This is a genomic window from Streptomyces sp. BA2, from assembly GCF_009769735.1.
Taxonomy (GTDB): Bacteria; Actinomycetota; Actinomycetes; order Streptomycetales; family Streptomycetaceae; genus Streptomyces.
Map to the genome: position 1 here is coordinate 4,047,183 of NZ_WSRO01000002.1, position 14,796 is coordinate 4,061,978.

General features: G+C 69.3%; 13 protein-coding genes and 1 riboswitch. Of the genes, 3 read left to right on the forward strand and 10 right to left on the reverse strand.

Annotated elements, in window-relative coordinates; translation table 11 throughout:
* The first annotated feature begins 11 nt into the window (after nt 1-11).
* Nucleotides 12-2,534 (forward strand): ABC transporter permease, encoded by a 2,523-nt coding sequence (locus E5671_RS20815; protein WP_160505466.1) that lies wholly within the window; start codon nt 12-14, stop codon nt 2,532-2,534.
* Between the two features lie 75 nt (nt 2,535-2,609).
* Here E5671_RS20815 and E5671_RS20820 read toward each other — a convergent pair whose 3' ends face one another.
* Together E5671_RS20820 and E5671_RS20825 are read right to left on the reverse strand one after the other, a co-directional pair.
* Complete coding sequence (locus E5671_RS20820) at nt 2,610-3,905, reverse strand: SAM-dependent methyltransferase (RefSeq protein WP_160505467.1); 1,296 nt, start codon at nt 3,903-3,905, stop codon at nt 2,610-2,612.
* Between the two features lie 204 nt (nt 3,906-4,109).
* Complete coding sequence (locus tag E5671_RS20825; protein ID WP_160505468.1) at nt 4,110-5,522, reverse strand: NAD(P)/FAD-dependent oxidoreductase; 1,413 nt, start codon at nt 5,520-5,522, stop codon at nt 4,110-4,112.
* A gap of 465 nt (nt 5,523-5,987) precedes the next feature.
* On the opposite strand from E5671_RS20825, the gene E5671_RS20830 reads away from it, so the two are divergent.
* Complete coding sequence (locus tag E5671_RS20830; protein ID WP_160505469.1) at nt 5,988-6,260, forward strand: type II toxin-antitoxin system Phd/YefM family antitoxin; 273 nt, start codon at nt 5,988-5,990, stop codon at nt 6,258-6,260.
* Complete coding sequence (locus tag E5671_RS20835) at nt 6,257-6,526, forward strand: type II toxin-antitoxin system RelE/ParE family toxin (protein ID WP_160505470.1); 270 nt, start codon at nt 6,257-6,259, stop codon at nt 6,524-6,526. The genes E5671_RS20830 and E5671_RS20835 overlap by 4 nt, the downstream gene beginning before the upstream one ends.
* A gap of 27 nt (nt 6,527-6,553) precedes the next feature.
* Here E5671_RS20835 and E5671_RS20840 read toward each other — a convergent pair whose 3' ends face one another.
* From E5671_RS20840 to E5671_RS20875, 8 genes are all read right to left on the reverse strand, one after another.
* A complete protein-coding gene (locus tag E5671_RS20840) occupies nt 6,554-7,492 on the reverse strand; it encodes a Ppx/GppA phosphatase family protein (protein ID WP_160505471.1) in 939 nt (312 codons plus the stop codon).
* Nucleotides 7,489-8,025 carry a DUF501 domain-containing protein gene (locus E5671_RS20845; protein ID WP_160505472.1) on the reverse strand — a complete coding sequence of 179 codons (537 nt, stop codon included), beginning with the start codon at nt 8,023-8,025 and terminating at the stop codon, nt 7,489-7,491. Before E5671_RS20845 ends, E5671_RS20840 begins: the two co-directional genes overlap by 4 nt.
* A 39-nt stretch (nt 8,026-8,064) precedes the next feature.
* Nucleotides 8,065-8,544, reverse strand: coding sequence for an FtsB family cell division protein (locus E5671_RS20850; RefSeq protein WP_160505473.1), 480 nt, complete (start codon nt 8,542-8,544; stop codon nt 8,065-8,067).
* A gap of 89 nt (nt 8,545-8,633) precedes the next feature.
* The gene (gene eno / locus E5671_RS20855) at nt 8,634-9,914 is read right to left on the reverse strand and encodes a phosphopyruvate hydratase (protein ID WP_336605805.1); all 1,281 of its coding nucleotides are present in this window, start codon (nt 9,912-9,914) and stop codon (nt 8,634-8,636) included.
* A 234-nt stretch (nt 9,915-10,148) separates the two neighbouring features.
* Complete coding sequence (locus tag E5671_RS20860; RefSeq protein WP_160505475.1) at nt 10,149-10,871, reverse strand: LysM peptidoglycan-binding domain-containing protein; 723 nt, start codon at nt 10,869-10,871, stop codon at nt 10,149-10,151.
* Between the two features lie 3 nt (nt 10,872-10,874).
* A riboswitch (cyclic di-AMP (ydaO/yuaA leader) is annotated at nt 10,875-11,065 on the reverse strand.
* 182 nt (nt 11,066-11,247) lie between these two features.
* Nucleotides 11,248-12,225 carry a LysM peptidoglycan-binding domain-containing protein gene (locus tag E5671_RS20865; protein WP_160505476.1) on the reverse strand — a complete coding sequence of 326 codons (978 nt, stop codon included), beginning with the start codon at nt 12,223-12,225 and terminating at the stop codon, nt 11,248-11,250.
* 135 nt (nt 12,226-12,360) lie between these two features.
* Entirely contained in the window at nt 12,361-13,698 is a 1,338-nt protein-coding gene (locus E5671_RS20870) for a cytochrome P450 family protein (RefSeq protein WP_160505477.1), read from the reverse strand.
* An 82-nt stretch (nt 13,699-13,780) separates the two neighbouring features.
* The gene (locus E5671_RS20875; RefSeq protein ID WP_160505478.1) at nt 13,781-14,773 is read right to left on the reverse strand and encodes a nucleoside triphosphate pyrophosphohydrolase; all 993 of its coding nucleotides are present in this window, start codon (nt 14,771-14,773) and stop codon (nt 13,781-13,783) included.
* Nucleotides 14,774-14,796: the final 23 nt, after the last annotated feature.

The following is a 14,796-nucleotide window of genomic DNA, read 5'->3' on the forward strand; positions in this document are numbered from 1 at the left end:
GACTCACACCCATGTTCCGTACCGCCCTGCGCAACGTGCTCACGCACAAGGCCAGGCTGTTGATGACCGTGCTCGCCGTCATGCTCGGCGTCGCCTTCGTCTCCGGCACCCTGGTCTTCACCGACACCTTCGGCAACGCCTACAAGAACAAGTCGGCGAAGAGCTTCGACCACGTCTCCGTCGCCATCCAGGGCGACGGCTCCTCCTACGGCAGCGAGGACAGCGGCGAGGCCAAGAAGCCGCCGCGCCTGACCGACGCCTTCCTGAAGAAGACACAGCGCCTGCCCGGCGCCGACTCGGCGATAGGGACCGTCTCCGGGTTCACCGCGCTCGCCGACAAGGACGGCAAGCTGGTCGGCGGCGAGTGGGGCACCACCGGCGCCAACTACTTCCCGGGCAAGGGCGGCAAGGACCCGCGCTACGACTTCACCAAGGGCGCCGCCCCGAAGTCCGCCGGTGACCTCGCGCTCGACTCCCGCACCGCCGAGCGCACCGGCTACAAGGTCGGTGACACGGTCCGCTACTCCACCGACGGCCCGGTGAAGAAGGCGAAGATCAGCGGCGTCTTCGACACCGAGGACGGCAGCGTCCTCGCGGGCGGCAGCCTCGTCGTGTTCGACGACGACACCGCGCGCACCGTCCTCGGCAAGACCCAGTACGACGAGATCGACGTGAAGGCCGCCGCGGGCACATCCGAGACGGCGCTGAAGAGCTCCATCGAGAAGATCCTGCCGAAGGACACGGACGCCGTCACCGGCGCCCAGCTCTCCGACGACCAGGAGAGGATGATCGAGCAGAGCACCAGCTCGATGAGCCAGGTCCTGCTGATCTTCGCGGGCATCGCGCTCTTCGTCGGCATCTTCATCATCGCCAACACCTTCACCATGCTGGTCGCCCAGCGCACCAAGGAACTGGCCCTGATGCGCGCCATCGGCGCATCGCGCCGTCAGGTGACGCGCTCCGTGCTCATCGAGGCCTTCCTGGTGGGCCTGGTGGCCGCCGTGACCGGCTTCGCGCTCGGCATCGGTGTGGCCATGGGCCTGGAGTCCCTGATGAACTCCGCGGGCGCCTCGCTGCCCGACGGGCCGATCGTCATCGCCCCGACCACGATCGTCGTCGCCCTGATCATCGGCGTGGTCGTGACCATGCTGGCCGCCTGGCTGCCGGGCCGCCGCGCCGCGCGGATCCCGCCGGTCGCCGCGATGAACAGCGTCCACGCGACGCCGGCCATGCGCGGTCTGGTCGTCCGCAACACCATCGGCTCGATCATCGTCGCGCTCGGCGCGGTCATGCTCTTCATGGACGACAACTACGTGATGGCCGGCGGCGCCGCCACGATCATGGTCGGCGTCATCGTCCTCACGCCGCTCCTGTCCCGCCCGTTCATCGCCGCGTCGGCCCCGCTCCTGAAGCCGTTCGGCGTCACGGGCAAGCTGTCCCGCCTCAACGCGGTGCGCAACCCGCGCCGCACGGCCTCCACCGCAGCGGCCCTGATGATCGGCCTGACCCTCATCACGGCGATGACGGTGGTCGCGACCTCCATGAGCAGCGCCATCAACAAGATGGCCGCGGGCTCCCTGAAGGCCGACTACACCGTCTCCATGGCGAACTACCAGCCGCTGACGCCCGAGGTCCGCGAGAAGCTGGACAAGCTCCCCGACGTCGAGGCGAGCAGCCCGCTGCGCACGGCCTACGGCGAGATCGACGGCTCGTACTCCCAGATCTCCGGCGTCGACGAGAAGGCCTTCGGCAAGCTGGCGAGCCTCGACTTCACCAGCGGCTCGCTCGCGGGTCTGAAGGGCGACGCCACGCTGGTCGACAAGGAGACCGCGGACAAGCAGGGCCTGAAGACGGGCGACACCGTCCCGGTGAAGTTCGACGACGACAAGACGGCCGAGCTGAAGATCGCCGGCGTCTACGAGCAGAACGAGATGATCAACGGGCTCTTCACGCCGCTCGCCGTCGTCGACCCGCACCTGTCCAAGATCACCGACCAGCAGGTCCTGGTGAAGATGAAGGGCGGCACCTCCGACAAGGCCGAGGACGCCATCGTCGACGCCCTCGGTGACAACCCCGCCATCAAGATCCAGGACAAGGACGCGATCAGCAACGAGATCGCCGGCGCGATCAACCTGATGCTGAACATGCTCTACGGCCTCCTGGCGATGGCCATCCTGATCGCGGTGCTCGGTGTCATCAACACCCTGGCCATGTCGGTCTTCGAGCGGAAGCACGAGATCGGCATGATGCGGGCCATCGGCCTCGACCGCGCGAAGGTCAAGCAGATGGTGCGCCTGGAGGCGGTCATCATCTCCCTGTTCGGCGCGGTGCTCGGCATCGGCCTCGGCATCTTCATGGGCTGGGCCGCGGGCGGCAGCATCAGCGAGACCGTGAAGACGTACTCGATGGAGATCCCGGTCGGCCGGATCATGATCTTCCTCGCGATCGCGGCCCTGGTCGGCGTCCTCGCGGCGATGTGGCCGGCCCGCAGCGCGGCCAAGCTGAACCCGCTGATGGCGATCAAGAGCGAGTAGCACCCGGCGGTACGTGCGTATGAGCGGGGCCCCGGACGATCACCGTCCGGGGCCCCGCTCTTCTGCCTCTGCCTTCTACTGCCAGGCGCGGGCCCGCAGCGGCATCCCGGAGGTGCCGGCCTCCGGGGTCTTCACCGCGAGGACCTGGTTGACGCCGATGCGGTTGCGCTCGAAGGAGAGCGCGGACGCCGCCATGTAGAGGCGCCAGATGCGGGCGCGGCCCGGCGATGTGAGCCGCTGGCCCTCCTTCCAGTGGGCCTCCAGGTTGGCGACCCAGCGGCGCAGGGTGAGGGCGTAGTGCTCGCGGATCGCCTCCACGTCGCGCACCTCGAACCCGGCGCGCTCCAGCTGCCCGACGGTGGATCCCACGGGGGCGAGCTCGCCGCCGGGGAAGACATAGGCGTCGATGAAGTCGTCCACCTCGTACGTCGACTCGTCGGCCTGCGGGCGGCGCGCGATCTGGTGGTTGAGGAGCCTGCCGCCCGGCTTGAGGAGGGCGTGCAGGTCGCGTGCGTACTCCAAGTACCGCTCGGCGCCGACGTGTTCGGCCATGCCGATGGAGGAGATGGCGTCGTACGGACCGTCGCGCACGTCACGGTAGTCCTGGACGCGGATCTCGACTTTGTCGGTCAGCCCCTCCTCCGCGATGCGCTTCCTGGCGTACGCGGCCTGCTCCTGGGAGAGCGTGACGCCGACGACGGTGACGCCGTGCTCGCGCGCCGCGTGGATCGCCATGGAGCCCCAGCCGCAGCCGACGTCGAGGAGCCGCATGCCGGGCTTCAGGGCGAGCTTGCGGGCGATGAGCTCCAGCTTGTCGCGCTGGGCTTCCTCAAGGGTGGAGCCTTCGGACTCCCAGTAGGCGCACGAATAGACCATCGAGGGGCCGAGCACCAGCTCGTAGAAGTCGTTGCCCACGTCGTAGTGGTGGCTGATGGCCTGCCGGTCGCTGCCCTTGGTGTGCAGATGGAGGGTGCGCCGCCTGCGCATCTCCTCCGGCGGCGGGGCCGGCGGCAGGAACGGCGCGGCGAGACCGACCAGGGTGCGGGCGGCGGCGCGGAACTCCGGGTCGCGCAGGGACTCCCTGAGGTTCTTGGCGTCCTCGCCCCGCTCCCAGATGAACTCGGCGAGCCGGTCGAGCGCGGCGTACAGATCGCCGTCGACGTCCAGGTCACCGGCCACCCAGGCGCGGGCGAGGCCCAGCTCGCCCGGCTTCCACATCAGGCGGCGCAGGGCGCGGCGGCTGCGTACGACGAGGGTGGGGGCACCCGGCGGGCCTGCTTCCGAACCGTCCCAGGCACGAATGCGTACGGGGAGCGGGGCTCCCAGCAGTTGTTCGGCGAGGCTCTTAAGCCGCAGTGCGGCATCTGGCATGGTGCACACCTCCGTGATTGGGGATATCCCGGATAGGTTCAACACCACGTAAACACCAACGGGGCGGTCTTGCAGTCCCGTTGCGGTGTCACGGATCGGCAAAATGCATGTAGCCGCCATGTATACGGAGCGGGAAAAACCCGAAGGGGCCGCCCGCACCACGGATGGCGGGCGGCCCCTTCGGGCCTTTTCAGCGACCGGAGGTCAGGAGGCCTTGGCCTTCTCGCCGTCCTTGGAGGACTCGACGGCCGGCGTCTCGGCCTTGGCCGCCGCGGGCTTCGGCGCGGGCTTGGCGGCCTCGTAGAACTCCTCGCGCGGCGTCTCCATGGCGCCCAGCGAGACGACCTCACGCTTGAGGAAGACCGCGAGGGTCCAGTCCGCGAAGACGCGGATCTTGCGGTTGAACGTCGGCATCGCCATGCCGTGGTACGCGCGGTGCATGTACCAGGCGAGACGGCCCTTGAGCTTGATCTTCATCTTGCCCATGACGATCATCGCGACGCCCTTGTGCAGGCCGAGACCGGCGACCGCACCCTTGTTGGCGTGGCTGTACTCCTTCTGCGGGAAGCCCCGCATGCCGGAGATCACGTTGTCGCCGAGGACCTTGGCCTGACGCAGCGCGTGCTGGGCGTTCGGCGGGCACCAGGCGTTCTCGTTGCCCGCCTTGCGGCCGACCATGTCCGGCACCTGGGCGTTGTCGCCCGCGGCCCAGATGTAGTCGCTGCCCTGGACCTGGAGGGTCGTCTGGGTGTCGACGTGGCCACGGGGGCCGAGCGGCAGACCGAAGCGGGCGAGCGCCGGGTTCGGCTTGACGCCGGCGGTCCACACGATGGTGCTGGAGTCGACCTCCAGGCCGTTGTTCAGGACCACGTGGCCGTCCACGCAGGAGTCCATGCCGGTCTTGAGGTAGACCTCGACACCGCGGCCCTCGAGGTGCTCCTTGCCGTACTGGCCGAGCTTCGGGCCGACCTCGGGGAGGATCTTGTCCGCGACGTCGACGAGCACGAAGCGCATGTCCTCGCGCTTCACGTTGTTGTAGTACTTGGCCGCGTCGCGGGCCATGTCCTCCACCTCACCGATGGTCTCCGCACCCGCGAAGCCACCGCCGACGAAGACGAAGGTCAGCGCCTTGCGGCGGACATCCTCGTCCGTCGTGGAGTCAGCCTTGTCCAGCTGCTCGAGGACGTGGTTGCGCAGGCCGATGGCCTCCTCGATGCCCTTCATGCCGATGCCCTGCTCGGCGAGGCCGGGGATCGGGAAGGTGCGGGAGACCGCGCCCATCGCGATGACCAGGTAGTCGAAAGGCAGCTCGTACGCCTCGCCCACGAGGGGGGCGATCGTCGCGACCTTGCGGTCCTGATCGATGGTGGTGACCCGGCCGGTCAGAACTTCCGCCTTGGGCAGCACGCGTCGCAGCGGGACGACGACGTGCCGAGGCGAAATGCTGCCGGCGGCGGCTTCGGGGAGGAAGGGCTGGTAGGTCATGTACGACCGGGGGTCGACGACCGTGACGGTCGCCTCTCCGTAGCGCATCTTCTTGAGAATGCGCCGAGCTGCGTACAGGCCTACGTACCCACCGCCTACTACGAGGATCCTGGGACGCTCCGTGGTGCTCATGCCATCGAGTATCCACCTGCCCGACGGGGGTCGCTCGTGCGCCCCTTCACAAGCATGGGTAGACCCTCTGCTACACTTCGCCGCCCACGTGACGCAGGCCATAGCGCCCCAGGGGAACCACGGGATGACCCGAGACGTTGGGCACCCCTTGTGAGCTGCCGCTCTGGCCTCCGAGGACCAGTGGACCACCGGTCCACTTCACGCCCCGGACGCGCCGCCGAACCTTCACTGTCGTGGGTCGCGGGGCCCCCAGAGGTCACTTTCAGGGGTCCGGAACCCCTGAACATCGTCCGACTGACGCCATTTCCTTGTGAAGAACTTCACGAAGTTTCCCGACGACATGTCGCCGGGGGACCTTCCAGGCCCCTCGGCACCCGCTCGGACGCTACATGAAGCGCTCAGGCGGTCGACCAGCCGATGCCGCCCTCCATTGCCGGTGTACACGCTCGCGCGTACACTCTGCTCATGGATGAGAGCGCTGTGACCGTGCGCGAAGCCCGCGCGCACCTTGCGGACCACATCAACCGTGCGGAACAGGGCGCCGCCACGATCATCACGCGCAACGGCGCTGCCGTGGCTGCCCTCGTACCCATCGCGGACTTCAACGCGCTGGAAGAAGCGGCGGACGAACTCCTCGCACGCGAGGCCGAAGCGGTCTTGGCCGAAGACGGCCCGACCGTGACCATGGCCGAGCTGCTGGCCGACCTCTTCAGCGAGCGGGGCGAAGGCGCGGCGTGAAGTACGCATTCCGGTTCGCCACGGCAGCACAGCGGCAGCTCCGGTCGATCGACCGGCCTGCCGCCATGCGTATCCTCGCCGCGCTGACCGCCCTCGGCGACGACCCGTACCGCGAGGACGCCGACATCAAGAAGTTGACCGGGCCGTCCGGTCTCTACCGCCTTCGGGTCGGCAGCTACCGGGTCGCCTACCAGGTCCTGGATGGCGAGCTCGTCATCCTCGCCGTCAAAGTCGGCGACCGTCGCGACGTCCACCGCAACATCTGAGTGCCTGGACCGACCCGCGCTGACGTCCTACCGCAGCTCCTCTGCCGCGTGCCATGCGATGCCGTCCAGGATGTCGTGCTCACTCACGACGACCTCCCTGGCCCCGATCCGGTCCATGATTCCCAGCAGCACGAGAGCACCCGCCACGATGACGTCCACGCGCCCCGGATGCATGACCGGGATCGCGGCCCGCTCGTCGTGCGTGGCCCGGCTCAGGCGGCCGGCGATCTCGCTGACCTGCTCGTAGGAGACCCGGGAGTGGTGGATCGCCGCGGAGTCGTACTCATCGAGGCCGAGCGCGATGGCGGCCACGGTGGTCACCGAGCCAGCGAGGCCGACCAGGGTGCGGGCCTCGCCGATCGGCACCGTCCGCTCCGCCAGGTCGAGCGCCGCCCCGATGTCGGCCCGGACGGCGTCGAGTTCGGCGGGCGCGGGCGGGTCGGTGCGGATGTGCCGCTCCGTCAGGCGCACGCAGCCGATGTCGACGGAGCGGGCGGCCCGGACATGGTCCTCGCCGACGACGAACTCCGTGGAGCCGCCGCCGATGTCGACGACCAAGTAGGGCTTGGCCAGGTGATCGCTTCCCGCGAGCTCCTTCGTCGCCCCCGTGAAGGAGAACTCGGCCTCCTGGTCACCGCTGATGACCTCGGGCTCGACGCCGAGGATGTCCAGGACCCCTCGTACGAAGTCGTCGCGGTTCTCGGCGTCGCGGGACGCGGAGGTCGCCACGAAGCGGATGCGCTCCGCGCCGTGGGACTTGATGACCTCGGCGTACTCACGGCAGGCGGCGAAGGTGCGGTCGAGTGCCTCGGGGGCCAGGCGGCCCGTCTTGTCCACGCCCTGGCCGAGGCGGACGATCGTCATCCTGCGGTCCAGGTCGACCAGTTCGCCGGTCTGCGGGTCGGCGTCCGCCACGAGCAGGCGGATCGAATTCGTACCACAGTCGATGGCTGCGACGCGGGTCACTTGGCGGGCTCCTGCTCGGCGCACGGCGTCACGCACGGTCCCTTGGCCCACCACTGCGGCAGCATCGCGATCGCCTCGTCGCCCAGCGGGTTCACGCCCGGGCCCGCGGCCAGCGAGTGGCCGACCAGGACGTGCAGGCACTTCACGCGGTCCGGCATGCCGCCCGCGCTCGGGAAGCCCTCCAGGACCTCGATGGCGTCACGGCGCGCGATGTAGTCCTCGTGCGCCGCGCGGTACGCGGCCGCCAGCTCGGGGTCCGTCGTCAGCCGCTCCGACATCTCCTTCATGACGCCGTTGGCCTCAAGGGTGCCGATCGCGGAAGCGGCCCGCGGGCACGTCAGGTAGTACGTCGTCGGGAACGGCGTCCCGTCCGGAAGGCGCGGCGCCGTCTCGACGACGTCCGGCTGCCCGCACGGGCAGCGGTGGGCGATGGCCCGCAGGCCGCGCGGCGGACGGCCGAGCTGCTGCTTGAAGGCCTCGACGTCGGCGTCGGTGGGCTCGGTGCGCGGGGTGGTCGGCGGGGGCGTTTGCATGCCTGTCTTTCGATTGGTTCCGTAGAAGTTCTGTCGGGCTCAGTCGGCGGCCGGGCGGTCGGCCTTGTCGACGCCGTCCCAGACGTTCGAGTACCAGGGCCTGGCGGCGGCCCCCTGGTCGGTGCGCTGCTTCTTCGCCGCCTCGGGGTCGATCACCGTGTAGCCGGTCTCGCCCGGCATCACATAGTGCAGCCGGTCCCGGATGCGCTGCTCCGCGTACGCGTCGTCCCGCCAGCGGGCCTTCTCGTCGCGCAGCTTCTCGACGTTCTCGCGGCGCTCGGCCTGCTCCTTGCGCTGGTCGGCGATCTCCGCGCGCTGGGAGACGTACTGCCTTATCGGGTAGGCGAGCGCGACGACCAGCGAGCAGAGCACGAGCGCCAGGAGCGCGGCGCGTCCCGTGAGCCGGGAGCGGCGCGCCTGGCGCTTGGTCTGGGAGCGGTAGACACGCTCCGCGGTCTGCTCGCCGAGCAGTCGCAGCCTGGTCGCGGTGGAGAACCGGTCGCGGTCCTTCACGGCCATGTGTGCCGCCTCCCCGATACGTACGTACGTCCCCGCACACGGTACGGGACCGAGTACGGGGACGTAGGTAACTACAGGGTGGCTACGCCTCAGCCCTTGAAGCGCGGGAAGGCGCTGCGGCCGGCGTACACCGCGGCGTCGTCGAGGATCTCCTCGATGCGCAGGAGCTGGTTGTACTTGGCGACGCGCTCGGAGCGGGCCGGGGCGCCGGTCTTGATCTGGCCGCAGTTGGTGGCGACGGCGAGGTCGGCGATGGTGACGTCCTCGGTCTCACCGGAGCGGTGGGACATCATGCACTTGAAGCCGCTGCGCTGGGCCATCTCGACGGCGTCCAGGGTCTCGGTCAGCGAGCCGATCTGGTTGACCTTCACCAGAAGGGCGTTGGCCGACTTCTCCTCGATGCCACGGGCCAGGCGCTCCGGGTTGGTGACGAACAGGTCGTCGCCGACGAGCTGGACCTTGTCGCCGAGCTTCTCGGTGATGGCGTTCCACCCGGCCCAGTCGTCCTCGAACAGCGGGTCCTCGATGGAGACGAGGGGGTACGAGGCGACGAGCTCCTCGTAGTACTCGGTCATCTCGGCGGCCGAGCGGGACTTGCCCTCGAACGCGTACGAGCCGTCCTTGTAGAACTCGGAGGCGGCGACGTCGAGCGCGAGCGCGATCTGCTCACCGGGGACGTAACCGGCCTGCTTGATGGCCTCGAGGATGAGGTCGAGCGCGGCGCGGTTGGAGTCCAGGTTCGGGGCGAAGCCGCCCTCGTCACCCAGGCCGGTGGACAGGCCCTTGTCCTTCAGGACCTTCTTCAGCGTGTGGTAGACCTCGGTGCCCCAGCGCAGGGCCTCGGAGAACGACTCGGCGCCGATCGGCGCGATCATGAACTCCTGGATGTCGACGTTCGAGTCGGCGTGCGACCCGCCGTTCAGGATGTTCATCATCGGAACGGGCAGCAGGTGCGCGTTCGGGCCGCCGAGGTAGCGGAAGAGCGGCAGGTCGGAGGCCTCCGACGCGGCGTGCGCGACGGCGAGCGAGACGCCGAGGATGGCGTTGGCGCCGAGCGAGCCCTTGTTGTCGGTGGCGTCGAGGTCGAACATCGCCTGGTCGATCAGGCGCTGCTCGGTCGCGTCGTACCCGACGAGCTCCGGGCCGATCTGCTCGATGACGGCGAGGACGGCCTTCTCCACGCCCTTGCCCTGGTAACGGTTGGGGTCACCGTCACGGAGTTCGATGGCCTCGAAAGCACCGGTGGACGCACCGGACGGAACGGCGGCACGACCCGTGCTGCCGTCGTCGAGGCCGACCTCGACCTCGACCGTGGGGTTGCCTCGGGAGTCCAGGATTTCCCGGGCTACGACGACGTCGATGGACGGCACGAGCATCTCCTTCTGGGATGTGACGCGGGTACGCGGGGCGTTGGCCTCGCGGACACGAGCCTAACCGGCTCCCGGGCAACAGCCAGCCGAGCGACCGTCCTGTGGACAAACCGAGAGCAAAAAGTTTCCGAACGGAACAAAGCGGTGGGGGCAGCGGTGGGGACAAATGACCCCCGCCCCGGTGCGTACGGGGGATACGCGCACCGGGGCGGGGAGGATGGCGCCTCGCGGGACCTAGCTGAGGTGGAGCTGCTGGCCCGGGTAGATCATGTCGGCGTTGTCGATGATGTCGCCGTTGAGCTTGTACACCTTGTGCCAGCCGCCCTTGACGTCCTTCGCCTCGGCGATCTTGGAGAGGGTGTCGCCCTTCTTGACCTTGTACTCGCCGTCGCCCTTCTTGACCGTCTTGCCGGTCGGGGTCTCGACGGTCTTCTTGGACTCGGTCTTGGGGGCCTCGGCCTTGGGCGCGGCCTTGGGAGCGGCCTGCTGCGGCTGCTCGGTCTGGGCGCTGGGCGCGCTCTGCGGCTGCTGCTCCTGGGGCTGCTGCTGCGGGGCGCTCTCCTGCGCACCGCCACCCTCGTTGGAGGCGCTCGAGAGGCCGACGCCGCAGCTCGGCCAGGCACCCTTGCCCTGACCCGCGAGGACCTTCTCGCCGATCTCTATCTGCTGGGCCTTGGAGGCCTTGTCGGCGGTGGGCGCGTACTTCGTGCCGCCGTACGCGGCCCAGGTGGACGACGAGAACTGCAGGCCGCCCGTGTAGCCGTTGCCGGTGTTGATGGACCAGTTGCCGCCGGACTCGCACTGGGCGACGGCGTCCCACTCGGAGTTCGTCGCGGCGGAGGCCTGGCCGGCCGCCATCAGCGGGGCCGCGACCGCGACACCGGTGACGCCGGCGAGCGTGGCGACACGGGTGGCCTTGGACGGGCGGCGGTGCTTGCCCTTGCTGGAAAACAGCATGAGTGATCCCCTCACCGACGCCTGCGAGGTGAGCTGTCGGGTTCGGGCCGATGAAGTTGCCCGGCCGCGCTTCCTGAGCGCGACTTAACCCCTAGCCGTTCCCGTCCGCTCTCCGCCTCGCTCTCGCGATGCTGAACGGCCGGGCCCGGCGGAAACCTTGGTTCCCCCGCTCCTGCCTACGGCGCATTACGCGACGACTGTTCCCGAACGGCCGTTGGCAGGACTCGGCGTACCGACCGGCGGGGCCCGCTGTGGCGAGCGGTCACGACCGTAGTCATGCGATCGCCCGAATTTCAAAGACGATCAGGGCTTCTGAGACCCATGTCTCACTTGCGCCAATTGGGACATCGAGCAAAAAGCGACTCGCCAACTACCCCTACTTTTCGCCCAAATCGAGGCTCTGACCGGGAAGGATGAGATCGGGGTCGGAGCCGACCGACTGCTCGTTCTCGGCGTACAGCTCGGCCCACCCGCCCTTCACGTCGTGCTCGTCGGCGATGGCCCAGAGGTTGTCTCCGGAGCGGACCGTGTACGTCCCCTCGGAGCCGTCCTTCTGACGCTCGTCGCCACGGGAGGCGTGCCGGCCCGAGCCCTCGCGTGAGGCGTCGCCTGACGGCTCGTCGTCCGCGCTGTCGCCGCGGTGGCGGCCTTCGCCCTCACCGGCGGGAGGGGTGGGAGCGGGCGAAGTGGCATCGTCCTGCCCGGACTTGTCCGGGTCACCGGACTTGGTCGAGTCGTCCGGCTTGCCGGACTCGTCGTGATTCTTGTCTCGCGCTTCGTCGTCGGCGTCCGGCTTCTCGGAAGCTTCCTCAGAGGGCTTCCCGGAAGGCTCGGCACTATCCGAGGGGTCGGCCGACTCGCTCGGTGACGTGCTGGGCTCGCTCGGCTCGGACGACTCGTCGGACCCGGTCGGCTCCGACGGCTCGTCAGAAGGAATCGTCGTGATCGGGGCGCCCGGGTCGACGTCGGCGGCGGCGCCGTCCTGGGTGAGTCCCGCGATCGGCGCGCAGCTCGGCCAGGCCTCGGGCCCCTGGTCGTCAAGGACCTTCTCGGCGACGGATATCTGCTGCGAGCGGCTTGCCAGGTCGGCGCTCGGCGCGAAGTCGAGGCCGCCGTACTCCTCCCAGACCTGCTGCGAGAACTGGAGCCCGCCGTAGTAGCCGTTGCCCGCGTCCGCGCTCCAGGATCCGCCGCTCTCGCACTCCGCGAGCTTGTCCCACGTGGCGGTGTCCGCCGCGCTCGCGCTGGTGGCGCCGAGCAGCGGGATGGCGATGGCCGATCCTGCGACTCCTGCCGCGACGATCAGGGCCGGGGCCTGGCGGGGGCGTCGGTGACGACCATTGCCGGAGAGCATGCGGTTGCCTTTCGCGTGGCTGGAGCGACGACTGCGGCACGGGATGCCGAGTCGTCGTGAACGTAGCGGCAGTCGAACGCTTGTCACAAGTCGATGCAGCGGAGATCACGTGAAAGTCACAGTCTTGACGGTCCGTCAGTTAAACGTCGTTTCAGGGGCCGAATATTTGCTCTTCTGTGCGGGTGTGAACCCCACGGGCAGGGTGCGGAGTCCGCGCATGATGAGCCCGCCGCGCCATCTCAAATCACCAGGTTCCGCCGCGAGACGCAGGTCAGGGAGGCGCCGCAGGAGGGTCGCGATGGCGGCCTGGCCTTCGAGCCGGGCCAGCGGTGCGCCGAGACAGTAATGAATGCCATGGCCGTAGCCGAGGTGTTGGTTGTCGCGGCGGGAGAGGTCGAGCGTGTCCGGCCGGTCGAAGCGTTCGGGGTCACGATCGGCGGCCGCGAGGACGACGAGGACGGGGTCGCCGGCGGCGACGCTCTCCCCTCCGATGGTCAGCGGCTCGGTCGCGAACCGCCACGTGGCGAGTTCGACAGGACCGTCGAAGCGCAGCAGCTCCTCGATGCCGGTCTCCAGAAGGGCGGTGTCGCCTTCCCCCAGGGATTCCTGGAGCCGCTCACGCTGCTCGGGGTGGGTGAGGAGGGCGTAGGTGCCGTTGCCGATGAGGTTGACGGTGGTCTCGAACCCGGCGAAGAGAAGAATGAAGGCCATCGCTGCGGCCTCGTTCTCGGTGAGGTGCTCGCCGTGGTCGGAGGCGCGGATGAGCCCGGAGATGAGGTCGTCGCCCGGTTCGAGGCGCTTGCGGTGGATCAGCTCGGCGAGATAGCCGCGCATCTTCTTCACGGACCGGGCGACCCCTCCCCTGGGCCCTCCGCCGTGGCGGATCATCATCCCGGCCCAGTCGCGGAAGTCGTCCTGGTCCTCGCGGGGCACGCCGAGCAGGTCGCAGATGGCGTAGATGGGGAGCGGGAAGGCGAAGTCGTGGATGAGGTCGGCCTCCCCCTTCTCCACGAACTGGTCGATGAGCCGGTCGGTCAACTCCTGCACGCGCGGCGCGAATTCGGCGACGCGGCGGGGCGTGAAGGCCTTGGAGACGAGGCGGCGCAGGCGGGTGTGGTCCGGCGGGTCGATGTTGAGCAGATGCGTCATGAGGTTGGCGCTGCGCTCGCCCGGGATGCCGGTCTTGCTCTTCGCGTGCGCGGGCTCGCCGTGATGGGCCGGGTTCTTGCTGAGCCGCTGGTCGGCTAGCGCCTGCTTGGCATCGGCGTACCGGGTGACCAGCCAGGCGTCCACGCCACTGGGGAGCCGGGTCTTGTGCACGGGGGCGTGCTCGCGGAGCCAGGCGTAGGCGGGGTAGGGGTCGGTGGCGAACTCCCAGGTGAAGAGCTCTGGCCCCTGGGCCTCGGGCGGGGTGGCCCCTGCGGGGCAGGCTGCGGGAGGCGCCTCTGCGGAGGCCGGCGGCTGGTCTTGCATGGGTCGACCGTATCCGCGGTTAGCGGTCTTCTTTCCCCGAAGCCCTGCGCACCCCCCATCACCGGCTCCGCCGAGTTCGTCCTCAAACGCCGGACGGGCTGGGATTCCCCTCCGCAGCCAGCACTGCATCCCGATAAGCCCGCGCCGCACCCCGCAGCGCCGCCTCCGGATCCACGCCCTCCGCCTCGGCCTGTAGGGCGAGCGCAAGGAGTTCGTAGCCGACTCCCTCCCCGGAGGGGAGGGCGACCTCAAGCCCCGCCGTCCGCACCCGCGAGGCCAGCTTCGCCGCGAGGGCCAGGCCCGGCTGGCCCAGGGGGATTCCCTCCGTCACCGACGAGCGCTGCTTCTCCTCGGCCTTCGTGCGGAGCCAGTGCGCCTTCACGTCCTCGGGAGTGTCCGCCGAGTCGTCGCCGAACACGTGCGGATGGCGGTGGATCAGCTTCTCCACGATCGTGCCCGCCACGTCGTCCACGGAGAAGGGGGACTCGTCGTCGTCCTCGGCGATCCGCGCGTGGAAGACCACCTGGAGCAGGACGTCGCCCAGCTCCTCCCGCAGCTCCTCCCTGTCGCCCTCCTCGATCGCCTCGACCAGTTCGTACGCCTCCTCGATCGCGTACTTCGCCAGGCCCTTGTGCGTCTGCTGGGACGACCAGGGGCACTCGCCCCGGATCTGGTCCATGACCTGGACGAGGTCCAGGAGCCGCGCGCCCGGCAGGTCGTACGACGCCGGGAGCAGTTCCAGGTCGGGCATCGACACGCGGCCCGAGCCCGCGAGCCTCGCCAGGCCGTCCGTCAGGGCGCGGTCACCCTCGGCCGTGGCGATGACCAGGACCGTGCGGTCTCCTGCGCACGCCTCCACCAACTCCTGGGCCGTGGGCGACGCCTGGCCCACCCGCACGCCCGCCTCGCGCAGATACGGCAGCTGGGGGTGCGTGGCGTCGGCGCACAGGACCTCGTCGGCCCCGTGCAGGGCCTGCCACGCGGGCCAGGAAAGCAGGCCGGGGGCCACCCGGTGGCTCGTGGTGAGGAGGATGACGCGGCCGGGAGCGTCGGCCGGGGGCGTGGTTTCGTTCACCCGTCGAACGTAACCCACGCCAC

Coding starts and splice junctions, on each gene's coding strand:
- E5671_RS20815 (WP_160505466.1), top strand. CDS start 12: ATGTTCCGTACCGCCCTGCGCAACGTGCTCACGCACAAGGCCAGGCTG.
- E5671_RS20820 (WP_160505467.1), bottom strand. CDS start 3,905: ATGCCAGATGCCGCACTGCGGCTTAAGAGCCTCGCCGAACAACTGCTG.
- E5671_RS20825 (WP_160505468.1), bottom strand. CDS start 5,522: ATGAGCACCACGGAGCGTCCCAGGATCCTCGTAGTAGGCGGTGGGTAC.
- E5671_RS20830 (WP_160505469.1), top strand. CDS start 5,988: ATGGATGAGAGCGCTGTGACCGTGCGCGAAGCCCGCGCGCACCTTGCG.
- E5671_RS20845 (WP_160505472.1), bottom strand. CDS start 8,025: ATGCAAACGCCCCCGCCGACCACCCCGCGCACCGAGCCCACCGACGCC.
- E5671_RS20850 (WP_160505473.1), bottom strand. CDS start 8,544: ATGGCCGTGAAGGACCGCGACCGGTTCTCCACCGCGACCAGGCTGCGA.
- E5671_RS20860 (WP_160505475.1), bottom strand. CDS start 10,871: ATGCTGTTTTCCAGCAAGGGCAAGCACCGCCGCCCGTCCAAGGCCACC.
- E5671_RS20865 (WP_160505476.1), bottom strand. CDS start 12,225: ATGCTCTCCGGCAATGGTCGTCACCGACGCCCCCGCCAGGCCCCGGCC.
- E5671_RS20870 (WP_160505477.1), bottom strand. CDS start 13,698: ATGCAAGACCAGCCGCCGGCCTCCGCAGAGGCGCCTCCCGCAGCCTGC.